Origin of the sequence: Streptomyces luteoverticillatus, assembly GCF_003970715.1 — a bacterium.
Taxonomy (GTDB): domain Bacteria; phylum Actinomycetota; class Actinomycetes; order Streptomycetales; family Streptomycetaceae; genus Streptomyces; species Streptomyces abikoensis.
This window is the reverse complement of the sequence record NZ_CP034587.1, coordinates 3937405-3960940: the sequence shown is the minus strand read 5'-3', so window position 1 is coordinate 3960940 and position 23536 is coordinate 3937405. Positions and strand designations below refer to the sequence as shown.

At 71.9% G+C, this 23536-nt stretch carries 20 protein-coding genes and 1 pseudogene; 16 read left to right on the top strand and 5 right to left on the bottom strand.

Annotation, left to right across the window (positions count from 1 at the left end; genetic code table 11):
• Positions 1 to 9: 9 nt before the first annotated feature.
• Positions 10 to 6471, top strand: a pseudogene (locus tag EKH77_RS17535) (type I polyketide synthase); the annotation flags it as partial.
• A gap of 79 nt (positions 6472 to 6550) precedes the next feature.
• Positions 6551 to 7318 (top strand): glucose 1-dehydrogenase, encoded by a 768-nt coding sequence (locus EKH77_RS17530; protein WP_126915298.1) that lies wholly within the window; start codon positions 6551 to 6553, stop codon positions 7316 to 7318.
• Here EKH77_RS17530 and EKH77_RS34350 read toward each other — a convergent pair.
• Entirely contained in the window at positions 7308 to 8324 is a 1017-nt protein-coding gene (locus EKH77_RS34350) for a ScbA/BarX family gamma-butyrolactone biosynthesis protein (protein WP_126915297.1), read from the bottom strand. The genes EKH77_RS17530 and EKH77_RS34350 overlap by 11 nt on opposite strands.
• Positions 8325 to 8441: 117 nt before the next feature.
• On the opposite strand from EKH77_RS34350, the gene EKH77_RS17520 reads away from it, so the two are divergent.
• Positions 8442 to 9110: a ScbR family autoregulator-binding transcription factor gene (locus EKH77_RS17520; protein WP_126915296.1), complete on the top strand. Its 669-nt coding sequence runs from the start codon at positions 8442 to 8444 to the stop codon at positions 9108 to 9110.
• Positions 9111 to 9365: 255 nt separating this feature from the next.
• Positions 9366 to 10613: an IS701 family transposase gene (locus EKH77_RS17515; protein WP_126918116.1), complete on the top strand. Its 1248-nt coding sequence runs from the start codon at positions 9366 to 9368 to the stop codon at positions 10611 to 10613.
• A gap of 21 nt (positions 10614 to 10634) precedes the next feature.
• On the opposite strand, the gene EKH77_RS17510 is transcribed toward EKH77_RS17515, so the two are convergent.
• Positions 10635 to 11138, bottom strand: a complete 504-nt coding sequence (locus EKH77_RS17510; protein ID WP_126915295.1) for a flavin reductase family protein — start codon at positions 11136 to 11138, stop codon at positions 10635 to 10637.
• 347 nt (positions 11139 to 11485) lie between these two features.
• On the opposite strand from EKH77_RS17510, the gene EKH77_RS17505 reads away from it, so the two are divergent.
• Both EKH77_RS17505 and EKH77_RS17500 read left to right on the top strand, forming a co-directional pair.
• The gene (locus EKH77_RS17505; protein ID WP_126918115.1) at positions 11486 to 13030 is read left to right on the top strand and encodes an acyl-CoA carboxylase subunit beta; all 1545 of its coding nucleotides are present in this window, start codon (positions 11486 to 11488) and stop codon (positions 13028 to 13030) included.
• A 271-nt stretch (positions 13031 to 13301) separates the two neighbouring features.
• Positions 13302 to 14144 (top strand): AfsR/SARP family transcriptional regulator, encoded by an 843-nt coding sequence (locus EKH77_RS17500; RefSeq protein WP_206279871.1) that lies wholly within the window; start codon positions 13302 to 13304, stop codon positions 14142 to 14144.
• Between the two features lie 43 nt (positions 14145 to 14187).
• Here EKH77_RS17500 and EKH77_RS17495 read toward each other — a convergent pair whose 3' ends face one another.
• Positions 14188 to 14766 (bottom strand): maleylpyruvate isomerase N-terminal domain-containing protein, encoded by a 579-nt coding sequence (locus EKH77_RS17495; protein ID WP_126915294.1) that lies wholly within the window; start codon positions 14764 to 14766, stop codon positions 14188 to 14190.
• A gap of 220 nt (positions 14767 to 14986) precedes the next feature.
• A complete protein-coding gene (locus EKH77_RS17490; RefSeq protein ID WP_126915293.1) occupies positions 14987 to 15877 on the bottom strand; it encodes an NAD(P)-dependent oxidoreductase in 891 nt (296 codons plus the stop codon).
• Between the two features lie 254 nt (positions 15878 to 16131).
• Between EKH77_RS17490 and EKH77_RS17485 the strand changes: the two genes are divergently transcribed.
• Positions 16132 to 17307, top strand: a complete 1176-nt coding sequence (locus EKH77_RS17485) for an acyl-CoA dehydrogenase family protein (protein ID WP_126915292.1) — start codon at positions 16132 to 16134, stop codon at positions 17305 to 17307.
• 115 nt (positions 17308 to 17422) lie between these two features.
• Positions 17423 to 17878: a hypothetical protein gene (locus EKH77_RS17480; protein ID WP_126915291.1), complete on the top strand. Its 456-nt coding sequence runs from the start codon at positions 17423 to 17425 to the stop codon at positions 17876 to 17878.
• Between the two features lie 249 nt (positions 17879 to 18127).
• On the opposite strand, the gene EKH77_RS17475 is transcribed toward EKH77_RS17480, so the two are convergent.
• Positions 18128 to 18943, bottom strand: coding sequence for a class I SAM-dependent methyltransferase (locus EKH77_RS17475; RefSeq protein WP_126915290.1), 816 nt, complete (start codon positions 18941 to 18943; stop codon positions 18128 to 18130).
• A gap of 60 nt (positions 18944 to 19003) precedes the next feature.
• On the opposite strand from EKH77_RS17475, the gene EKH77_RS17470 reads away from it, so the two are divergent.
• The 8 genes from EKH77_RS17470 to traA all read left to right on the top strand — a co-directional run bounded on the left by EKH77_RS17470 (position 19004) and on the right by traA (position 23530).
• Positions 19004 to 19720, top strand: coding sequence for a GntR family transcriptional regulator (locus EKH77_RS17470; protein ID WP_126915289.1), 717 nt, complete (start codon positions 19004 to 19006; stop codon positions 19718 to 19720).
• A 722-nt stretch (positions 19721 to 20442) separates the two neighbouring features.
• Positions 20443 to 20694 (top strand): DUF6284 family protein, encoded by a 252-nt coding sequence (locus tag EKH77_RS17465; protein ID WP_126915288.1) that lies wholly within the window; start codon positions 20443 to 20445, stop codon positions 20692 to 20694.
• Entirely contained in the window at positions 20691 to 20996 is a 306-nt protein-coding gene (locus tag EKH77_RS17460) for a hypothetical protein (protein WP_126915287.1), read from the top strand. Before EKH77_RS17465 ends, EKH77_RS17460 begins: the two co-directional genes overlap by 4 nt.
• Positions 20997 to 21007: 11 nt before the next feature.
• On the top strand, positions 21008 to 21220 hold the full coding sequence (locus EKH77_RS17455; RefSeq protein ID WP_126915286.1) for a hypothetical protein: 213 nt from the start codon (positions 21008 to 21010) through the stop codon (positions 21218 to 21220).
• Positions 21221 to 21231: 11 nt separating this feature from the next.
• Entirely contained in the window at positions 21232 to 22104 is an 873-nt protein-coding gene (locus EKH77_RS17450) for a hypothetical protein (RefSeq protein ID WP_126915285.1), read from the top strand.
• On the top strand, positions 22101 to 22481 hold the full coding sequence (locus tag EKH77_RS17445; protein WP_126915284.1) for an RRQRL motif-containing zinc-binding protein: 381 nt from the start codon (positions 22101 to 22103) through the stop codon (positions 22479 to 22481). The genes EKH77_RS17450 and EKH77_RS17445 overlap by 4 nt, the downstream gene beginning before the upstream one ends.
• Before the next feature lie 102 nt (positions 22482 to 22583).
• Complete coding sequence (locus EKH77_RS17440) at positions 22584 to 23006, top strand: hypothetical protein (RefSeq protein ID WP_240667388.1); 423 nt, start codon at positions 22584 to 22586, stop codon at positions 23004 to 23006.
• Entirely contained in the window at positions 23003 to 23530 is a 528-nt protein-coding gene (gene traA / locus EKH77_RS17435; protein ID WP_126915282.1) for a plasmid transfer protein TraA, read from the top strand. The genes EKH77_RS17440 and traA overlap by 4 nt, the downstream gene beginning before the upstream one ends.
• Positions 23531 to 23536: the final 6 nt, after the last annotated feature.

The window sequence follows — 23536 nt, the reverse complement described above, 5'->3', positions numbered from 1 at the left end:
AATCAACCCTCCAACGAAGAGAAGCTGGTCGAGTACCTCAAATGGGTGACGGCCGATCTGAAGAAGGCGCGGGCGCGCCTGGCCGAGCTGGAGGCGGGCACCCAGGAGCCCGTCGCCATCGTCGGCATGGCCTGCCGGTTCCCCGGCGGGGTGCGCTCGCCCGAGGACCTGTGGCGGATGGTCGAGGGCGGCGTGGACGGCATCTCGCCGTTCCCCACCGACCGCGGCTGGGACCTGGAGCGGCTCTACGACCCGGACCCGGCCACCCCCGGCACCTCCTACACCCGTGAGGGCGGCTTCCTCGACGGCGCCGCCGAGTTCGACGCGGGCTTCTTCGGGATCTCCCCGCGCGAGGCGCAGGCGATGGACCCCCAGCAGCGGGTGCTGCTGGAGACCGCGTGGGAGACCTTCGAGCAGGCCGGCATCGACCCGGCCGGGCTGCGCGGCAGCCAGGTCGGCGTCTTCGCGGGCGTCATCGAGCAGAGCTACCTCGGGCTCGACGGGCCCGAGGAGTTCGAGGGCTACCTGCTGACCAGCAAGCTCAACTCCGTGGCCTCCGGCCGCATCGCCTACACCTTCGGCTTCGAGGGCCCGGCGCTGTCCGTGGACACGGCCTGCTCGTCCTCGCTGGTCGCCCTCCACCTGGCCGTCCAGTCGGTGCGGCAGGGCGAGTCGACGCTGGCGCTGGCCGGCGGCTCGACGATCACGGCGACCCCTGGCGGCTTCGTCGACTTCTCCCGGCAGAGCGGCCTCGCCCCCGACGGCCGCATCAAGTCCTTCTCGGCGACCGCCGACGGCACCTCCTGGTCGGAGGGCGTCGGCCTGGTGCTCGTCGAGAAGCTGTCGGACGCGCGGAAGAACGGGCACAAGGTCCTCGCGGTGATCCGCGGTTCCGCCGTCAACCAGGACGGCGCGTCCAACGGCCTGACCGCCCCCAACGGCCCCTCCCAGGAGCGGGTGATCCGCCAGGCCCTCGCCAACGCCCGGCTGTCGACGGCCGACGTCGACGTCGTCGAGGCGCACGGCACCGGCACCCGCCTCGGCGACCCCATCGAGGCCCAGGCCCTGCTCGCCACCTACGGCCAGGACCGGCCCGAGGGCCGCCCGCTCTACCTGGGCTCGCTGAAGTCCAACATCGGCCACACCGTGGCCGCGGCGGGCGTCGGCGGCGTCATCAAGATGATCCAGGCGATGGAGCACGGCACGCTGCCCCGGACCCTCCACGTCGACGAGCCCACCCCGATGGTCGACTGGGAGTCCGGCGCCGTCGAGCTGCTCACCGAGGCGCGGCCGTGGCCCGAGGCCGACCGGCCGCGCCGGGCCGCCGTCTCCGCCTTCGGCGTCAGCGGCACCAACGCCCACCTGATCCTGGAGCAGGCCCCCGCCGAGGAGACGGCCGCCACCGAGCCGGTCGTCCCGCCCGTCCTGCCGTGGCTGCTGTCCGCGAAGAGCGCCGAGGCGCTGCGCGAGCAGGCCCGCCGACTGCTGGCCGCCTCGTCGTCGAACTCACCCCTCGACGTGGCGTACTCGCTGGCCACCACGCGCTCCGCGCTGGAGCAGCGGGCCGTCGTCACCGGCGCCGACGCGGAAGGACTGCGGGCGGGCCTCGCCGCCCTGGCGGAGGGCGAGCAGAGCCCGAACGTCGTCCAGGGCGCGCGCGGCAAGGGCAAGACCGGTGTCCTCTTCACCGGCCAGGGCGCCCAGCACCCCGGCATGGGCCAGGAGCTGTACGCGGCGTACCCGGCCTTCGCGGCGGCCTTCGACGCGGTGGCCGCCGTCCTCGACCCGCTGCTGGAGCGGCCGGTCCGCGAGGTGATCGCGAGCGGCGAGGGCCTGGACGACACCGGCTACACCCAGCCCGCCCTCTTCGCGGTCGAGGTCGCCCTCTACCGGCTCGTCGAGTCCTGGGGCCTGCGGCCCGACTACCTCGCCGGGCACTCCATCGGCGAGATCGCCGCCGCGCACGTCGCGGGCGTGCTGTCGCTGGAGGACGCCGCGAAGCTGGTCGCCGCGCGCGGCCGGCTGATGCAGGAACTGCCCGCGGGCGGCGCGATGATCGCCGTCCAGGCGACGGAGGAGGAGGTGCTGCCGCTCCTCGCGGGCCGCGAGGACGAGGTGACCGTCGCCGCCGTCAACGGCCCCGCCGCCGTCGTCATCGCCGGTGACGCGGACGCGGCCGAGGAGATCGCGGCCCGGCTGAAGGAGCAGGGCCGCAAGACCAAGCGGCTCACCGTCAGCCACGCCTTCCACTCCCCGCACATGCAGCCCATGCTGCCGCTGTTCCGCAAGGTCGCCGAGGGCCTCACCTACCACCCGCCCACGATCCCGGTCGTCTCCGGCCTCACGGGCACCCTCGCCACCACCGAGGAACTGACCTCGCCCGACTACTGGGTGCGTCACGTCCGCGAGGCCGTGCGGTTCGCCGACGCCGTCCGCGCCCTCGCCGCCCACGGCGTGACCACGTTCGTGGAGGCCGGCCCCGGCGGCGTGCTCACCGCGCTCGTCCAGGACACGGTCGAGCCCGGCGCGGCGGTGGCGCTGCTGCGCCGCGGCCGCCCCGAGCCCGCCGCCCTCGTCGAGGGCCTCGGCCGGCTCCACAACCACGGGGTGGCCGTGGACTGGCGGGCGTTCTTCGAGGGCACCGGCGCGCGCCGGGTCGACCTGCCCACCTACGCCTTCCAGCACCAGCGCTTCTGGGTCGAGTCGGCGGCACGGGCCGCCGACGCCGCCGGGCTCGGCCTGTCCGTCGCCGGGCACCCGCTGCTGGGCGCGGCACTGCCCGTCGCGGGCGCCGACGAGGCCCTGTTCGCCGGCCGGATCTCGCTGCGCACCCACTGCTGGCTCGGCGAGCACCGCGTGCTGGGCACGGCCGTGGTGCCGTCGGCCGCCCTGGCCGAACTGGCCGTCCGCGCCGGCGACGAGCTGGGCGCGAGCGTCCTCGCGGACTTCGCGCTGGACGCCCCGCTGGCCGTGCCCGACAAGGGCGAGGTCCAGCTCCAGGCCCACGTCGGCCCCGCCGACGCGGAGGGCCGCCGGACGGTCACCGTCCACGCCCGCCCCGACGGCCTGGACGTGCCATGGACCCGCCACGCCCACGGCACGCTGAGCGCCACCGGATCCGTTGACGAGCCCTTCGAGCTGACCTCCTGGCCGCCCCAGGGCGCGGAAGAACTCGCCCCCGAGGAGGTGTACGAGCGGCTGGCCGCCGCCGGGCTGACGTACGGCCCGGCGTTCCGGGGCCTCGCCGCCGCCTGGCGGCAGGGCGAGGAGACCTTCGCCGAGGTCCGGCTGCCCGAGGGCACCGACCTCGACGGCTTCGCCCTCCACCCGGCGCTCCTGGACGCGGCCCTCCACGCGGCCGCCCCCGCCGGCACCATCGCGGACCGCTGGCAGGGCGTCCGGCTGTACGCGACGGGCGCCACGGCGCTGCGCGTCCAGGTCACCCCCGCCGCCGACGGCGTCTTGTCGCTGCGGCTGGCGGACCTGTCCGGCCGGCCCGTCGCCTCCGTCGAGGCGCTGCGCACCGGCCCGGTCACGGCCGCCGCCGTCACGGGCGCCCTGGCCCGGCCGCACGACGCGCTGTTCCGCATGGACTGGACGCCGGTCGGCCTCCCCGCGCGGGACGTCGCCCCGGCGTACGCGGTCCTGGACCCCGACGGGTTCGCCGACGTGGCGGCCGTCGCGACGGCCGTCGCGGCCGGTACGCGCTACGACACCGTGCTGCTGCCCCTGACCGCCGAGCCCACGGACGACCTCCCGGCGAGCGTCCACGCCACGGCACTGCGCGTGCTGGGCCTGGTCCAGGAGTGGCTGGCCGAGGAGCGACTGGCGGAGACGCCGCTGACGGTCGTCACGACCGGCGCGATGGCGACGACCGCCGGCGAGGACGTCACCGACCTGGCGGCCGCCACGGTCTGGGGCCTCCTCCGCTCGGCACAGTCGGAACACGCGGGCCGCTTCGTCCTGCTGGACGCGGACGCGGCGGACACGGACCACGCGCTCCTGGCCTCCGCCGCCACGACGGGCGAGCCTCAGCTGGCCCTGCGGGGCGACGAACTGCGCGTGCCGCGCCTGTCCCGGACGACGCCGGTTGTGGGCAATCGTCCCGCAGGGCGGGACGGGTGGGCACAACCCGACCACCGGGCCGCACCCGCAAACGCGACCCTGGACCCGCACGGCACCGTGCTCATCACCGGCGGTACGGGCAGCCTCGGCGCCCTTTTCGCCAAGCACCTCGTGAGAGAACACGGCGTCCGCCACCTGCTGCTCAGCAGCAGGCGCGGCGCCGCGTCCCCCGGCGTGGAGGCGCTCACCGCCGAGCTGAAGACACTCGGCGCCGAAGCCGTGACCGTCGCCGCCTGCGACGTCACCGACCGCACCGCGGTGGCCGGCCTACTGGCCGGCATCCCGGCCGAGCACCCGCTGACCGCCGTCATCCACACCGCCGGCGTCCTCGACGACGGCCTGATCACCTCCCTCACCCCCGAACGCCTCGCCGCCGTCCTCCGCCCCAAGGTCGACGCCGCCTGGCACCTCCACGAGCTCACCAAGGACATGGCGAACCTCGCCGCCTTCGTCCTCTTCTCCTCCATCGCCGGCATCGTCGGCGGCCCCGGCCAGTCCAACTACGCGGCGGCCAACGTCTTCCTCGACGCCCTCGCCGAGCACCGCAGGGCGAACGGCCTGCCCGCCACGTCCCTCGCCTGGGGTCTGTGGGAGCAGGAGGCCGGCATGAGCGGCCATCTGGACGACACCGACCTCAAGCGGATAGCCCGCAGCGGCTTCCGCCCGGTCACCGCCGTCCAGGGCACCGCGCTGCTGGACACGGCCCTGGAGCTCGGGGACGCGGCCCTGGTCGCCACCCCGCTCGACCTCACCCCGCTGCGCGCCCAGCCGGCGCAGGCGCCCACGGTGCTCGGTGCCCTGGTGCGCACCCCGGCGCGGCGCGTCGCCCGCAACTCCGACGCGGTGGACGGCTCGCTGGCCGAGCGGCTGGCCGGGCTGGACGCGGACGGGCGGCGGCAGGCCGTGCTGGAGCTGGTCGTCGCCGAGATCGCCGGAGTCCTCGGGCACTCCGGGGGCACCGGCATCGACACCGCGCAGCCCTTCCCCTCCCTCGGCTTCGACTCGCTGACCTCGGTCGAGCTGCGCAACCGGCTGGGCGCCGCCACCGGCGTCAAGCTGCCGGCGACGGTGGTCTTCGACCACCCCACGCCGGACGGCCTGGCCGCGTTCCTGCTGACCGAGGCCCTGGCCGCGGGCGCGGACGGCGCGGGCGACACCGCGGCCGCCGGGACCGTGGACTTCGCCGCGGAGATCGTCCTCGCCGAGGACGTCCGCCCGGCGGACGAGGTCGTCCGCGTCGTGGCCGACCCGAAGGAGATCCTGCTCACCGGAGCCACCGGCTTCCTCGGGGCGTTCCTGCTGCGCGACCTGATGCGGAGCACCACGGGCCGGATCCACTGCCTGGTGCGCGGCACGGACGAGGCCACCGCCCTGGCGCGGCTGCGCGCCAACATGGAGTACTACCGGGTCTGGGACGAGGTCGACCCCGCGCGGCTGGCGATCGTCCTCGGCGACCTCGCCGAGCCGGGCCTGGGCCTCGCGCCGGAGACCTTCGACGCCCTCGCCCGCGAGGTCGACGTGGTCTACCACAACGGCGCCCGCGTCCACTGGCTCCACCCGTACACCTCGCTCAAGGCGTCCAACGTCCTGGGCACGGAGGAGGTCCTGCGGCTGGCCGCGCGGCACCGCACGGTGCCCGTCCACTACGTGTCGACCGTCGGCGTCTTCGACGGCGTGCGCGAGGAGGGCGTCCCGCTGAAGGTCACCGACCCGACCGGCCCCGCCGAGGCGCTGCCGAGCGGCTACCTCCAGAGCAAGTGGGTGGCGGAGCAGCTCATCGGAGTGGCCCGCGACCGAGGGCTGCCGGTCTCGGTCTACCGCGTCGACGTGATCTCCGGCGACCAGGAGAACGGCGCCTGCCAGACGGCGGACTTCGTCTGGCTCAGCCTCAAGGGCCTGCTCCAGGCCGGTTCGGTGCCCACGACCAGCGGCGGCCGCTTCCACCTGCTGCCGGTGGACTACGTGAGCGCCGCGATCCTGGGCATCTCCCGGCAGGAGAAGAGCGCCGGCGGCACGTTCCACCTCTTCAACCAGAGCTCGCTCTCCCTGGGCACCTGCGTCGCCTACCTGCGCGACCTGGGCTACCCGCTGGGCGAGCGCGGCTGGGACGAGTGGAGCGAGTCGGTCCGCACGGACCGGGACAACGCGCTGTACCCGCTGCTGCACGCCTTCGAGATGATGACGTCCGACACCGACGCCTTCTACCCGCCGATCGGTACGGAGGAGACGGAGGCCGCGCTGGAGGGCAGCGGCATCGTCTGCCCGGAGCTGACGCGCGAGCTCTTCGAGAAGTACGTCGGCTTCTTCGTCGAGGAGGGCCACTTCCCGCCGGTTCCGGTGGGCTAGCGCACTCGATGCTGGAGGGGCCGAATATTCGGCCCCTCCAGCTTTCGGGAACGAAACAAAGGGCTGGCAAACTCCCACCATGACCAGCCAGTCTCTCCTTCCCCACAAGGTGACCCTCGTCACCGGCGCCAGCAGCGGTATAGGCGCCGCCGCCGCGCGCGTCTTCGCCCGTGAGGGCGCCCGCGTCGTCCTCGCGGCCCGCCGCGAGGACCGCCTCGCCGCCCTCGCCGCGGAGCTCACGGCGCTGGGCGCCGAGGCCTCGTACGTCGTCACGGACGTCACCCGCCCCGACGACGCCCGCCGCGCGGTCGAGTTCGCCGTCGAGCGGTACGGCCGGCTGGACGCCGCCTTCAACAACGCCGGCGTCGGCGGCGACCGCACCCCGATGCACCTGATGGGCGACGACGCCTACGACACGATCATGGACACCAACGTCCGCGGCGTATGGAACTGCCTGCGCCATGAGATCTCCGCCATGCTGGAGACCGGCGGCGGCGCGATCGTCAACAACAGCAGCGTCGCCGGGCTCGTCGCCATCCCGGCCGCCGCTCCCTACGTCGCCGCCAAGCACGCGGTGATCGGGCTCACCCGGGCCGCCGCCGACGAGTACGCCAAGCAGGGCATCCGGGTCAACGCCGTCGCCCCGGGCACCACGCGCAGCGAGATCACGGCCGACTGGTTCGACCGCAACCCGGGCCTGGAGCAGATGGTCAACGGCATGACCCCGCAGGGCCGCACCGCGGCCCCGGAGGAGATCGCCGAGGCGGCCGCCTGGCTGCTCAGCGACCGCTCGCCGTTCCTCACCGGCGTGGTGATGCCGGTGGACGGCGGCTTCCTCAACCAGTAGCGGTCACGGCCCCCGCCACGTACCGCAGCCCTATGCGGAAGGCGACCGCGCCCTCCTGCGTCCCGGTGACCTCCTGGTCGTCCGCCGCCCCCGCCGTCTCCAGGAAGCAGGGCGCGTCGAACTCGACGTACCGGCTGTAGGCCATCGTCACCTCGACCGTTCCCGTCGGGAGGTCCCCGGCCGAGGCGGCCGTCCGGGCGGCGCGGGCCGCCTGGCACGCGGCGGTGAAGAGGGCCAGCCCGGGCACGTGGTCGACGGGGTGGTCGAACATCTCCTTGTTGGCCGGGTCGTTCCGCAGCCGCCAGTGGTCCGGGCCGTCGCCGGCGGCCAGGACGACCTCGCCGGGCCGGGCGCGGCCGACGTCCGAGGGGGGCAGCGGCGGGGGTATCTCCCACTCTCCCCAGCGCGGCGAGAGGTGGGCGCCGCGCAGCCGGCGGTAGACACCGGGGGAAATCCAGGTGGCGAGCGACCGGGCGCGGATGATCGTCCGCGTACCCGCGCGGACCGTGAAATCCATGGCCTCGCAACCATGGCCCCGGCCGTCGCGGCCATTCTCGGGCGAACACCGGAGATCGACACTGAGAAGCAGCGGAGCATTTCCTTCCGCCGTTGCCACGGGGGCAATGCTGAAGTCAAGCTTCCGCAAGAGCGACTGATGGTCGAGCGGAACACCGAACTCGGCATGCGAAATTGCCAGTCCGCACTGCCGGAGGGTATGCGCGGCCAGTTCCGGATCGGGTCTCTCACCGGCCGCCGACGCGGGCCACTCCACCGTGAGCGTGAATTCGGTGGCGCTGCGGCGCACCCAGTCCACCACGAGGACGGCCGCCGCGTCGTGGAGGTGCACCAGTTCCTTGGCGATTCTCTTGCGCGTCGGTCCGGCGGCAAGTCCGGGCGCCGGTCCGCCGGGAGACCGGGGGGACGGTACGGTTGCCGCCTCCGAAGCCCCGGCCGATTTCGGAATTCCGGGCTCCAGCGTGCAGGATTGCTGCACCGTTGCGGACATGATCCCCCTCGGTCGCCGATGCGTGGGATTGAGCCTGGGCGGGCACTCGCCGCTGAGGATACCTACCCATTGGTACAAATCAACCCTGGGGTAGCCGAACAGAAGGAGGGGGTTTCCGTGGCACAGCAGGAGCGCGCGAAGCGGACCCGTCAAGTGATTCTGGAAGCCGCCGGAATCGTCTTCGACGAGTGCGGCTATGAAGCGGCCACCATTTCCCAGATCCTGGCCCGGGCCGATGTGACCCGGGGCGCCCTCTACTTCCATTTCAGCTCCAAGGAAGACCTGGCGCGCGGTGTCCTGGACATGGCGGTCACCACGGAAGGCGTCCTTCCGCAGCAGTTCAAACTCCAGGAGCTCGCCGACACCTCGCTGCTGCTCGCCCACCGCATGCCGCGCGAGCCGCTGCTGCGGGCCGCCCTGCGGCTGTCGGTGGACCAGCGGGCGCGCCGGATGTTCGGCACCAAGTGGCCGGAGTGGATCACGGTCGGCGCCGGGCTGCTGGCCGAGGCCAAGGCCCGGGGCGAGCTGCTCGCGCACGTCGACCCGTACGAGACCTCCCGCTTCCTCGTCGGCGCCTGGACCGGCGTCCAGCTGGTGGCCGAGGCCGTGCCGCAGGACGACAGCCTCGTCCACGAGGTCTCGCTGATGTACCAGATGCTGCTGCCGAACATCGCCGTTCCGGCCGTCCTGGCACGCCTGGACGTCGCGCCGGACCGCCCGCTGCGGCTGTGCGAGGCGGCGGCCCGCCCCGAAAAGGGTGGCGACGCCGGCACCACCGGGAACTGAGCGGGGCGGCCGAAGGACGGGGCCCGGACCGGCTCGCCAGGGGGGCGGGCTGAACGGACCCCGACCATTGGCCAAACCTTCACCCGGCGAAACCGTTCGTATGGTTTATTTACAGTAGTCAGCCCGAGGGGTGACAAGTCCCGGTCTGGGGGGATATCTGCCTGCTCGTACCAGGCCCGTTACGCATAACCAACACGCACAGCGGATCAACATGCTTCGGAGGTCGGCCGTCCGGCCATCGCAGTGGGGGGAATGATGGGAACGGACTCGAGCCGTCCAGGCAGCCTGGGTGACCGGGCACCGGAACAGGTGCTGGCGGAGCTGCGCACCACGCTCTTCGCGTCGCTCCAGCGCAGCGACCAGCGTCTCCGGGCCGAACAGTACGTACGCGGCCTGCTGGCCGCCGAGGGGCGCAAGACGCTGCGGAACATCGCGGCGCAGATCGGCGGGGCCACCGCCCGGCAGAGCGTCCACCACTTCATCAGCGACTCGTCCTGGGAGTGGCGGCCGGTGCGCCAGGCCCTGGCGCGCCACACCGAGCGGCTCCTGGAGCCACAGGCCTGGGTCGTCCGCCCCACGGTGATCCCCAAGGCGGGGGTCCACTCGGTGGGGGTCGAGCCGCGCTTCCTGCCCGACCTGGGCCAGACGGTCAACAGCCAGCAGGCGTACGGGGCCTGGATGGTCTCCGGCACCCACGCCGTGCCCGTCGACTGGCGGCTGCTGCTGACCGAGAGCTGGCTGGCCGACGCCGAGCGGCGCCGGGGCGCGGGCATTCCCGCCACCGTGCGCACCGCCACCCCCGAGGACTGCGTCAGCCAGCTGGCGCCCCGGGCCGGCGGGGAGTCGCCGGGACGGGTGCCCGTCGTGGTGAACGTCGACGGGCTGGACGCCGCCGAGTGCGCCCGACGGCTGGAGTCGCTGGACGCCCCGCTGCTGATGCGCGTCGACCCGGGCACCCGGCTGCGGGCCGACGGCTCCGCCCTCCAGGGCTACAGCGAGCGGACGACCACCGCGGGGCAGCTGCTGGAGGCCGTCAAGCGGCTGCGCCGCCCGACCGAGTGGACGCTCACCCGCGACGACCGCCGCGACACCGTGGCCACCACCGTCCCCGTGCTGCTCCCCCGCCCCCCGCGCGACCGGGCGGGGCGGCCGGACGGCAACCCATGGCGGCCCATGCGGCTGATCGGCGAATGGGCGGGGGGCGAGCGCCGGCAGGCCCGCTTATGGCTGACCGACGCGACCGACCTGCCCATCGGGGCGCTGCTGCGGCTGACGCGGCTGACCGCCGTCGCCGACCGCGACGCCCGGCGCGTCGCCGACCAGGTGGGCATGCGGGACTTCGTGGGCCGCTCGTTCCAGGGCTGGCACCGGCATGTGACGCTCGCGTCGGCCGCCCATCTCGCCGTGGTCATGGCGGGCACCGAGGCGTTTCCGGCCACGCGCGCGACGGCGGCCGCGCCGGAGGTCGCGGACGGCCCGGCGGACACGGCCGGCGCCGCCTGAAAAGGGCCTCTGGCGGGGGTGTCAGCCGAGCGTCGCCCCGGCGGGGATCAGCTCGTGGAAGCCGCGCTGGTAGTAGACGAGCGGCTCGCCGTCGCCCGCGTCGGCGTGGTGCACCTCGCCGATGAGGATCAGGTGGTCACCGCCGGGGATCCGGCGCTCGGTGCGGCACTCCAGCCGGGCCAGCGCGCCCGGCAGCAGCGGCAGCCCGCGCTCGGAGAGCCGCACGTCCGTCCCCGCGAACTTGTCCGCGCCCTTGCTGGCGAACTTGCCGGCCAGGCCCTCCTGGCCCTGGGCGAGCAGGTGGATGACGAAGCCCTCCGACTTGTCGAAGGCCTCGAAGCAGTTCGCCCGGTTGTCCAGGCACACCAGGACGAGTGCGGGGTCCAGGGAGACCGAGGAGAACGCACTGGCGGTGAAGCCGTGGTTCCGGCCGTCGGCATCGGTGGTGGTCACCACGGTGACGCCGCTGGCCCAGCGGGAGAGCGCGGCGCGGAACAGGTCGGGGGAGATCGTCTCTGTGAGCACGCCCCAAGCCTGTGCGGAACCCCTAGAGCGGGGGTCGAGGGGCGCCCTGTCGCCGGGGCTCGTGGTGCTCGAGACCGGATCGAGGTCCGGTGGAGCCCTGATGTCGCGGCCCCTGAACCCCCGTGCCACGCCAGCGGGTTCCAGGACCGTTCGAGCTGGCCTCAAGCGCCGGGCGCCACGCTGGGACCGCCGGGCGCCCCGGCCGGAGCCAGGGCGCGGCCGCGCGTTTTCCCGACCGGAGAGAGGCACCCGTGAGCATCGTCGAGGATAAGCCGCTGAACGTCAGCGACCGGCCGGCCCCGGAGGCGGCCGCAGCGCCCCCCGCGGCCCCCACGGCCCCCGCGGACATGACCGGACGCGTCGCGGAGCTGGCGGACCTCCGGACGCGGATCCTCGAAGGACCGAGCGCCAAGGCCACCGAGGCCCAGAAGGCCAAGGGCAAGCTCACCGCCCGCGAGCGCCTGGAACTCCTCTTCGACAAGGGGACCTTCACCGAGACCGAGCCCTTCCGTCGCCACCGCGCCACCGGCTTCGGCCTGGAGGACAGGAAGCCCTACACCGACGGCGTCATCACCGGCTGGGGCAAGGTCGAGGGCCGTACGGTCTTCGCCTACGCCCATGACTTCCGCATCTTCGGCGGCGCCCTCGGCGAGGCCCACGCCCAGAAGATCCACAAGCTGATGGACCTGGCCGAGACGGCCGGCGCGCCCATCGTGGGCCTGTGCGACGGCGCCGGCGCCCGCATCCAGGAGGGCGTCACGGCGCTCGCCGGCTACGGCGGCATCTTCCAGCGCAACGTCCGCAACTCCGGTGTGCTGCCGCAGATCAGCGTCATCATGGGCCCCTGCGCGGGCGGCGCGGCCTACTCCCCCGCGCTCACCGACTTCGTCTTCATGGTGCGCGGCACCTCGCAGATGTTCATCACCGGCCCGGACGTCGTCCAGGCGGTCACCGGCGAGAAGATCACCCAGGACGGGCTGGGCGGCGCGGACGTCCACGCCGAGACCTCCGGCGTGGCGCACAACGCCTACGACGACGAGGAGTCCGCCCTGGAGGACGTGCGCCACCTGCTGTCGCTGCTCCCCTCCAACAACCGCGAACTGCCGCCCGCCGAGCCGGTGTACGACCCGGTGGACCGGCGCAACGACGTCCTGCTGGACCTCGTCCCGGCCGACCCCAACCAGGCGTACGACATGCGGGCGGTCATCGAGGAGATCGTCGACGACGGCGACTTCTTCGAGGTCCACGAGCGCTGGGCGCCCAACATCATCTGCGCCCTGGCGCGGATGGGCGGCCAGGTCACCGGCATCGTCGCCAACCAGCCGCAGCGGCTGGCGGGCGTGCTGGACATCGAGTCCTCGGAGAAGGCCGCGCGCTTCGTCCAGATGTGCGATGCCTTCAACATCCCGCTGGTCTCCCTCGTGGACGTGCCCGGCTTCCTGCCCGGCGTCGACCAGGAGCACGGCGGCGTCATCCGGCACGGCGCCAAGCTGCTCTACGCCTACTGCAACGCGACCGTGCCCCGGATCTCCCTGGTGCTGCGCAAGGCCTACGGCGGCGCGTACATCGTCATGGACTCCCGCTCCATCGGCACCGACCTCGCCCTGGCCTGGCCGGTCAACGAGATCGCCGTCATGGGCGCGGAGGGCGCCGCCAACGTCGTCTTCCGCCGGGAGATCGCCGCCTCCGACGACCCGGAGGCCACCCGGCAGGCCCGGATCGCCGAGTACCGCGACGAGCTGATGCACCCTTACTACGCGGCCGAGCGCGGCCTCGTCGACGACGTCATCGACCCGGCGCTCACCCGCGCCACGCTCATCGAGGCGCTCACCATGCTGCGCAACAAGCACGCCGCTCTGCCCGCGCGCAAGCACGGCAACCAGCCGCAGTAAAGGCGGGGTTGACACGTACTCACGGTACGTACCGCCCATGAGCGGTACGTACCGTGAGTACGCGGAGGTCCGAGCGGCGGCTCAGGGGGCGGGCACAACGGGCGGAGGCACATTAAAGTAGCCCCTTATTAAAATACCTACCGTTAGGTAACATGACACTCTTGGCTCCCTTCGGTAGGAATCCGTACCTGGCATGCCTACTGTCAGAATCACCCTTTCAGGTGATCGGCGCAGGGGTTCATCGGTCGCGCCGGGAACAGGAGTGTGCGCAGTGAGGTTCAACCTCATCGGGCCGTTCGAGATCGTCGCCGACGACGGCCGGACCTACGTACCGAGCACCCCGAAGGTCTGTCAGGCACTGGCACTTCTCCTGACCCGGCCCAACGAGATCGTCACGGCGGACTCGCTGATCCAGGAACTCTGGGGCCAGAAGCCACCACGCAGTGCCCTGACGACGCTTCAGACGTACATCTACCACGCCCGGCGCATGTTCGTCGGCGAGGAACTGGCCGCCGCCGGGCGGACCCTCCTCGCGACGCGCGCGCCGGGATATGTCATCCAGGTCGACGACTCCGAGGTCGACATCAAGATCTTCGAGCAGCTGATCGCCCGGGGACACTCCGAACTCCAGGACGGCGACCCCGAGTCGGCCGTCCACCACCTCAACCAGGCGCTGGGCCTGTGGCGCGGCCCGGTGCTCTCCAGCATCCCCTCCGGCGACCTGCTCGCGGGCTCCATCGCCCACCTCGACGAGCTGCGCATCCGGGCGCTGGAGCTGCGCATAGAGGGCCAGACCCGGCTCGGCCGGCAGCGCGAGTCGATCCCCGAGCTGCGGCTGCTGGTGCACGCCTACCCCCTCAACGAGTGGTTCCACGGCCAGCTGATCTCGGCCCTCCACGGCTCCGGCCGCCGGGCGGAAGCGCTGCAGGCCTACCAGAACCTCTACCGCATCCTCAACGACGAGCTGGGCCTCGAGCCCTCGCCCGAACTCCAGCGCCTCCAGCGCGAGGTGCTCAACCCGGAGCCCTCCGAGGTGACCTCGCTCAGCCGGGTCGCGGCCCCGCGCGACGCGCGGGCCGTGGCGCCGCTGTGGATGTCCTCCATGACGGGCTGAGGCCCCGGGCGGATCACCTCCGCCCGGGCCCTGTGGCCGTTCGTCAGCGGACGTCGCCGTACCAGCGCCACCCGGCCGGGCGCTCGAGGCCGGGCAGGTCACCGCGGCCGGTGCTCCACAGCAGCGTCTCGGCGGCGCCGTGGCCCGTGGGCGCGCCCGGGAAGATGCGCTCCAGCACGGGGGCGCAGAGCTCGTCCGAGGGCTCCCAGTCCAGGCCGAAGGTGAGGGCGATGTCCCGGCTGTGGAGGAGGAGTTCGGTGACGGCCATGGCGGAGAAGCCCGCCACGTCACTGGTGCCCCACGGGTGCCAGGCGCGGGCCTCGGGCGAGGTCTCGCGCACGACACCGGCCAGCATCCGGCCGGCGATCCGGATGCCCTCCGCCTTCGCGTCGGCCGGCGCCCCGGCGTCGATGTGGGTCATGAGCGTGATGTAGCGGTCCTTCGGCTGGGCTATCAGCAGGCCCGCGTATCCGGTGACCGCCTGGGAAAGGTGGGAGACCGTCTGCTGACAGCTCCATTCCAGCGTTCCCGCGGGGCGGGACCAGTCGCCCTCGGACTTCTCGAGAAGGGCGGTGGCGGAGTCGGTGGCGGCGGTGACGAGTTCGTGCCAGGAAAGAGTCATGTAAGCGATCATGACATACGGGACGGTCGGTTTGATGTTCCCTTGACGCCCGGTTTTGCGCCCCCTTTGACGCCCCGTTCGACGCCCCCCGTTCGACGCCCGGGAATTCACCGGCGCGGCCCCGCGAACGGATATGCCCGAAGGGGCCCGGACCGCGCACGCGGTTCCGGGCCCTTCACCGGGGGGACGGGGGCGGCACCCCCGGCGACTGGGCGGGGCCTTAAGCCTTGGGCTGCTGGAAGACCTTGACCATGCTGGCGTAGCTGTTCTTGCCGTGGCCGGCGGCGATCGTACGCGCCATCAGGCCCTGGACGAAGAGGGGCAGTTCGGGGTTGATGCCCTGCGCCTCGCTCTCGTGCACCAGGTGCTCGAGGGCGCCGGCGTGGACCTCCATGGTGGCGTCGTTGGCGGGGAACTCGCCGTCGCCCGCGTCGATCTGGCCCGCGTAGTCCGTGGCGAAGCCCTTCACCGCGTCGACCCAGGCGGTCGCCCAGGGCAGGAACTCGCTCGCCTTCACGCCGACGGTGTCCAGCAGCGCGACACCGTGGAGGAAGCTGTTGAGGGTGCCCCACATGACGCCGAGCAGCGACACGTCGTAGAGCGCGGCCAGCGCGTGGTCCGCGCCGAGGTGGGTGGTGTTGCCGCCGAGGACCTTGAGGGTGGCCTCGTGGGCGGCGAAGACGTCGGCCGGGCCGCTGTAGAAGAGCACGGTCTCGGCGCCGCCGATGAGGGCGGGGACGGTCATGATGGCGCCGTCCAGGTAGCTCGCGCCGTGACCGGCCGCCCAGCCGGCCTTCTCCCGGGCCTGCTCCGAGGAGCCGGAGGTCAGGTTGACCAGGGCCTTCCCGGAGAGCGCGGAGCCCAGCGGGTCGAGGACCGAGTGCATCGCGTCGTAGTCCGAGACACACACGACGATCAGCTCGGAGGCGGCCACGGCCTCGGCCGGGGAGGCCGCGAGCACGGCGCCCTGGCCCACCAGCTCCTGCGCCTTGTCCGCGGAGCGGTTCCACACGGTCGTCGGGTGCCCGGCCTTCAGGAAGGCCCCGGCCAGCGCCTGCCCCATCAGCCCGAGACCGATGACCGTCACCGGTGCGTGGTCGTTGCCCGCCATCACAGCTCCTATCCAAGAACGAAATGTATTGCCCACTCAGATTCACTCACCGCTCGCCGCCAGGGAAGTACCTACTTGAAAGTGGGTACTTACCAGCAGGTAAGCGGTGCTCCTCACGCTACTCCGATCAACGGCCGTTCATCTCCCCGCAATTACCGGCGAATGGTCCTCCACTTGCCCCGGTGGACGGCAAATGCCCGGACTCCTGCAAACCTCATGAGGAGGAAACAGGATTAATTGCCGGAGGTACGTTGATGGCCACGAATTCGGAATTCACCGACCTGCTCGCCGCGGTGGAGAAGGCGCACCCCCTGATCCGGGCGAACGGCCTGGAGGCCGAGGAGAAGAGCCGGGTACCCGAGCAGAACCTCCGGCTCCTGGAGGAGGCCGGCGTCTTCCGCATGGCCGTACCGGCCCGCTTCGGCGGCCTCGACCTCGGCATCGCCGATCAGGGCGCGGTCATCTCCGAGATCGCCCGCGCCTGTCCGTCGACCGGCTGGGCCATGACCGTCTGGCTCACCGGCGCCCGGATGGCCGCCTTCTACCCCGACAAGGCGCAGGAGGAGGTCTTCGCGGGAGGCTCGGTCCGCGTCTCCATCGGCTTCGCCCCCACGGGCACCCTCGTCCCCACCGAGGGCGGCTACCTCCTCAACGGCCGCTGGAACTACAACACCGGCTGCCACGGCGCCGACTGGGACGGCCTCGCCGCCATGCTGGAGCACCCCGACGGCACCACCGAGGAGTTCCTCGCCCTCGTGCCGATGTCGGAGCTGTCCATCACCGACGACTGGGACGTCACCTCGGGCAGCGGCACCGGCAGCGCCACCACCACGGCCAAGGACGTCTTCGTCCCGGCGCACCGCGTGGCCTCCTACGGCGAGATCATGAGCACCGGCGTCCCCGGCCGCTGGAACAGCACCGCGAAGGGCCGCGAGTACGGCGTCGTCCCGTTCATCATGTCCGCCTACGCCCTGATGGCGGTCGGCGTGGCCCGCGGCGCCTACGGGCTCTTCCTCGACCGCCTCCCGGGCCGCGGCATCACCTACACCTCCTGGACCGACCAGAAGCAGCACCCGCTCACCCAGATCCAGGTCGCCACCGCCGCCAACAAGATCGACGCGGCGGAGGCCCTCTCGTCGAAGTGGCTGGAGCTCCTCCAGCGCCGCGCCGACGCGGGCGAGGACCCCACCCTGGAGGAGCGCGCCATCGTCCGCGGCCGCACCGCCTTCGCGGGCCAGCTCGCCAAGGAGGCCGTCGAACTCCTCCAGACCGCGAGCGGCGCCTCGGTCATCAAGCGCGACGTCCCCTTCCAGCGCTTCCACCGCGACATCCTGGGCTTCACGCTCCACGCCCTGGCCCAGGTCAACGTGAACATGGAGGTCCAGGGCCGGGTCCTCCTGGGCCTGGACCCGGGCACGGACATCCTCTGACGTTTGCGGGGACCGAGAAAGCCCCGGCCGGGCAGAACCCCGGCCGGGGCTTCGGCCGTGAAGCGTTCGCGTGCCAGGATGAGGCGATCATGACCACCGGCCAGGGGAGAGCCACGTGAGACGCACCGCCATCGCCTTAACCACCCTCGCGATCGCCACCACCGCCACACTCACCGCGTGCGGCGGCGACAAGGGCGGCACCGACTCGAAGACGAGCGCGCCGTCGGCCGCGACGTCGAGCGCCCCCGCGGCCGCTCCGTCCAAGGCCGCGGTACCGGACGCAGAGGCGAAGCTCGGGATTCCGCCCAAGCCCGACGCGGTGAAGCAGGCCGCATACATCCGGGCCCTGACGGCCATCGACCCCGACATCGTGCACGGCAAGGAGGACAAAGCCGTCAGCCGGGGCCGCAACGAGTGCCGGAGTATCCACGATTCCCCGAAGGACCGGGCGAAACAGGTCGAGCTCGCGAACCTGCGGTTCACCTCGCCGACTCACCCGCAGGGCTTCGGCCCCACCAAGGCGGCAAAGATCCGCGACGTCGTGCACGAACACCTCTGCCCCACGTTCTAGACCTGCGAGGCGTACGAAGAAGCCCAGCTCGGACAGTGTCTGAGCTGGGCTTTCGGCGGAGCCGCCTTCGGGATTCGAACCCGAGACCTACGCATTACGAGTTGTCCGATCTCGGTCCGTGGGCATCCGCAGGCGTCCGCGTCCGAAGCGTTTCCACAGGTCAACGCTTTACAAGGACCCCACTGGACGACAGCGGATGACGGCGGACTGGCGTCTAACCGAGACCGGAACTGAGACCGCGCCGAGCCCTCACCTGACGCCACCGGGGGCACGGCCAACCGCAAGGAGATGAGAGCTTGCGGCCAGCAGCTCCGGATAGGGCTCGGCCATTCGCGCAGCCGTCAGGGCAGAGGCGATCAGGTCATCCGTCGGGCCGTCTCCTGGCTGCTGCTCGGCGGCCTTGACCAGTGACCACGCAGGACCCTCGATCCCGAAGACTTCCACGCCGTTGAGCCCCGTCTTGCGGAGTTCTTCGGCAAGCTCTTCCGCGCGGTGGAAGTACGCCAAGGTGAAACCGGGGCCGTCGTGCACGGCTGTACGGAGAATCTTGGAAATCGAATCCTGCATGCGCTCGGTATGCAGGTGGGCGTAGGTGACGTGCTCGAAAAGGGATGCGTACCTGTTGATCGCCGCCGCAGCCACCAACCCACCCGGCCTGACGACGCGCAGAGCTTCGGAGAGCGCCTGATGGCGATCAGCCTCATCGGGCAAGTGGTAGAGGGGACCAAGCAGCAGCACGACGTCATAACTGGCGTCACAGGCGTCCAGCGCTCGCGCGTCGCCCACGGACGCCGAACAGATCGCAGACGCCTGCTCAACGTGCCGGGCCACAGGATCCACAAGCGTGACCTCGTACCCGGCTTCTGCCAGCCACTTTGCGTGCACCCCTGTCCCGCCGCCAACGTCCAGCACGCGTGCCGGTGCGGGAGGGAGGAAGCGCCGCAGCAGCTCCTGCGTGCGGGCCAGTTCCAGGCGGCCGTCCGCTGAGCGGGTGAGGCGGCTGCCTTCGTCGATGGTCTCGCCGTAAAAGCGCATGACGGACGGAGCCAATTCGGGAAGCGACATGACCAAAGTATCCTGTGTACCGGTGGACCAGTCCAGTACACCGACCACAAAGGGGAAGCCATGGCGCTGCTGAAGTACGAGGAGATCGCGGAGTCACTGCGCGCCCGCATCGCGGCCGGCGAGTTCGCCCCAGGTCAGACTCTGCCATCCGGGCGCGACCTGGCCGAGCAGTGGTCGGTATCGCGCGCGACCGCCGTCAAGGCGATGGATGTCCTGCGGAACGACGGGGTGGTCGAGGCCCGGCAAGGCACGGGCTTTGTGGTGACCGAGACGCCCATCGCCCGCCCTGCGGGGGCACGCCGCGCGGGATCCGCCCGCATCGCCGGCGGCATGCCGTTCTTGCGCATCGGGGCGCCGGACTGGATCGAGCCGCCAGCGCGCGTAGCGGCGGCGCTGCGCATGCCGTCAGGCGTGCCGGCGCTACGGCGCATCCGCATCCTCCAGCTCCCTGACGGCAACCCTCACAGCTATGTGGAGGCATGGTTTCCGCCCGAGGTGGCAGAAGCTGCTCCCCGGCTGGCCCAGACGGCACCCATCGCGGAAGGGACGACCCGGTACGTCCGCCGCCAGACCGGCCGTTTCCCCGTCGAGGGGGTGGACGTCACCACGGTCCGCCTGACCAGCGCCTCCGAGGCCCAGCACCTGGCAGTGCCGGACGCGACCGCCGCAGCGGTAGTCCTGCATACCGCGTACGACCAGGAGGGGCGCCCGTTGGTGTGTGAGGAAGGCGTGACACCGGGGGCCCTGTACGAGCAGGTGGACACCTACTCGATGTGACCTAGGAAAGAGCTGGACCGGTCCGCCGGTCCAGCTCTTTTTACGCCCTCAAAGGGCCAGCCACCTGCACAGACAATCGGGGCGACCCAACAGAGTGCGAACTTAGAGGTTGACTGGACCGGTCCACCGGTCCAGTCTGTGAGTGCGGCAGGAAGCCCCCGAGGGACTCGGGAGCTGGCTTTCTCGCCGTGCGCCACCGTGCCGGGCGGGATCGCTCGCTGGAACGCGGCTTCGGTCGTGTTCTCCGGGCCCTGAGCTGGGTGTTCTTTGAGAACTCAACAGTGCGCTAATCGGCGGGGTGTGACTCCCCGTCCCCGTAGCGGCCCGGGTGGTGGCCGTGGCGGCCACTTCGTGGCAGGTGAACCTGTCCTGTCCCGCGTGTCAGCTCTGGAGACCGGTCCTGGGGATCATCCCTTCATCACTGGAGGTCAACCCCGGGGCCGCCACCTGGTACGCGCCGCCCTGCTGGCGTCAGAGCAGTGACGATGACGCGCCCGACCGGGCTCGGGACCGGCTGGCCATGGCAATGGTCAGCCGGTGAAGCCCTGCACCTTCTTCCGCAGCGTCGCGCTGCGGCGGTTGCCTCCTTCGCCCGTCCGGGCCGCGACTGCGGGCCGTACGGGCGGGGTTGAGGGGAGCTGGATCTTCCGCTCTACGGCTGCGGCCCCAGTGATGCCACACCGGGGCCGCGCGGGCCGTTCCTGTTGAAGGGAGCACGACCCGTGAGCACCATCGATCTTTTCCCGGCGGGCGTTACCGCCGATGGCGTGGAGCCGACGGCGGCCGAGCTGGACGCCATCGAGCGTGAGGCGCCGGTCATCGCCGCCGAGGTGGACCTGCTGGATGTCGAGATCAGCCTGCTGGACCGGCCGGTCTCGGAGCTGGACGCGCGCCGACTGCGGCGGGCGCGGCGCCGGGTGTTGGCCGCGCGTCGGGCGCTGGCGAACCTGCCGGTCATGGGGGGTGCGGCGTGAACGCCTTCCTGACCCTGGGCGGCCTGGCCGTCGCGCCGCTGCACAAGCTGGCCGTGACCTTCGGGTACCTGCCGGCGCCGACGGTGTGGATGAGCCCGATCGACCCCGAGCGCCTTGAACTCGCCTTCCACGACGAGCTGGACGCCTTCGAGGCGTGGCGCGAAGCCCTGGACATCGCGCCCGACGCCGTGGCCTACGGCACACAGGCCGATGGCCGGACCCGTGTCCTGAGCGCGAGCACCACCTACGCCGGCACCGGGCTCGACCTGGTGGCCTACGCCCGCATCCCCGACCGCCCGTGAGGAGGCACGCCATGACCACTCCCTCCACGCAGAAGATGAAGCTGCTGGACGAGCTGATGGAGGAGCTGCGCGCCTGCCAGCCGGGCCCGCTCCTCACGGAGCAGCGACACCAGTTCCTCGACCTCGACCCCGACCTCGCCCGGGACGACTACACCCGCCCGGCGGTCATCCAGTCCACCAGCGGGCCGGACGAGCGGCCCGGCCGCGACGTGGCGGGGCTGTGAAGCCCGGGGACTTGCCGCCCGCCGACCAGATCAAGGCGCTGACCCGCCTTCAAGCGGGTCTGACCAGCGTATTGATCGTGGTCGCGGTGGTGGCGCTCGCTTTCACCGCGACGAACGTGACCCTGTTCGCGATCAGTCACCGCGTCTCGCCGTGGATCGCGTGGCTCCTCGACCCGATGGTGGCCGTGGCGCTGGGCGCGGTGCTGATCGTGGATGGACGGCTGCTGGAGTACGGGGTTCAACCTTCCGGTTGGGCCAGCGGACTTCGCTGGTTCGCCGGCATGGGGACCTGGGTGATGAACTGCTGGGATTCACTCTGGCCGGAGGGGACGGTGTTCGGCGTCCCCCACGCGGTCGACCCGGCCGGGCTTGTCCTCCACTCCGTCCCCCCGGTCCTCTTGATCGTCCTGGCTGAGGCGATCACGCATTACCGGCGCTCGATCCTCGATAAGGTCACCGAACTTCGGGCCCTGGTGAACGCGAGGGGGACGACGGTGGACGTCGCCCCCGTTCACCCGGCATCCATCCCTGAACCCGCCCCGACTCCCGCGCCAGTCGGTGCGCCCGCTGCGGTGGTGCCGTCACGGCGGTCGTCGCTGGTCATCTGCGGTGGCCGCGCGGTGCATGCACTCGCCGTTCCCCCGGTATCCACCGACGGGAGCGACGACGAGCCTGGGACGGAAAAGCTGTCGGCCTCGGAGGCGCTGAACGTCATCCGCGCGTGCTGGGTGATGAGGAGGACGATCGCGGAGGCGGCACGGGAGTCCACCCGTTCCACCTCCTACGTCCACAAGGTCTATAAGCGTCTGGACGAGCAGCGCGCGACGGCGCCGAACGCCCTCTCGGCGGCGGTGGCGGACGCCAGGGAGGCGGCTGCCGTATGAGCGGGCCGCGCTTCTACGACCCCACCGGCGACCGCTACGGCATCCCCACGTTCCCATTCCGCTTGGCCCCCGACGGCCTGGCCACCCGCCGCCAGCTCCGCGCCCTGGGTCTGCGGCCGGGAGGCCAGCCGGTCGCGGCCCAGACCCTGTGGCGCTCGCGCCGCTGTCGCACCGGAGTACGAGCCGCCTACCTGTATCGCATCGACGCGGCCATGCCGGTCCGGCCGATGACGCCGGGCCGGTGGGCGGCCCTGGGCAAGGCCCTGGCTGCCCGCCGCACCTGCCCCGCCTGCGGGCGGGACGCCGGCTACTGCATCCCGTCGTCTCTCGGCGTCTGTGTCGCCTGCGCCGACGCAGACGGCCAGCTCGTTGCCTGATCCTCCGCCTTCGATCTCCCGTCGGGAGTTGCTGTGTCCCCTCGTACAACGACCGTCCGTATCCCGCGCCAACGTCGGCGCGGGCGTGGTTCCGACCCGTTCGTGGTCGTCGTTCCCGAACGGCTCCCGCTCTCTCATGAGCTGCTGTTCTTCCTTGGCCGGACGCTGTGGGCCCACCGCCGCGCGGCCGTCCCGCTGTTGTCCGCGCTGTCGGTCCTGGTGGTCACGGCTGTGCTGCACGCGCTGGCGTGGTGGTCGGGTCTGGTGCTCGCCCCGGTCGCTGCCGCGCCGCTGGTGTGGCTGGTGAGCGTGCAGCAGCGCTATCCGGCTGGCAGTACCTCGGTGCGGGCCTGGCGCGTGGCGCTCGCCCTGCTGGCGACCGGCGCGCTGACCTGGATCGCCATGGCCGCCGCGTTCGGCCCGCTCACCGGCCCGCTGGCCCTGTGGTGGCTGGTCCTCCTGATCGCCGCCCAGATCGTCTGGCACGTCGCCCGTCCCTTCCTGCGCACTGAGGAGAGCCGATGACTTCCCGGGCTGCCCATGACCCGTTCGCCGGGGCCAACGGGTTCAAGAACAGCACCAAGTTCAACTCCAAGAGCGCGACGTTCTCGCCCGGCTTCACGGTGAACGTCAACACCTCCAACCGTGGCAGCGGCCGGGGCGGCGGGAGCGCCGCTCCGGCCCACCGTGGCGGGGGTGAGCTGCTGCCGCCGCCGGATTTCGCCTCTCCCGCGCAGGTCAGGAACTACTGCAACGCGGTGCGGGCGGCGGGGGTGACGCTGGCTATCGAGGTGGCCATGGGCGCCGAGATCCTCAAGGGCGTGCTGGCCGCTGTCCCTGACCCCGAGGGCCGTCTGGGGGCGTCCCGGATCCGGGCGTTCAAGGTGGCGCGCAAGCTCCAGCGGTCGGCGGACGCGCTGCGGGACGCGGCGAAGAACGCCGCCGCCACCTACTCGGCCTTCCAGCAGGAGTACGAGGAAGAGATCAACCGTGTCCGGCACCGTGCCCGGCGCCCGCAGGTGCCGCGCATGGACTGGACCCAGCAGTAAGGAGGT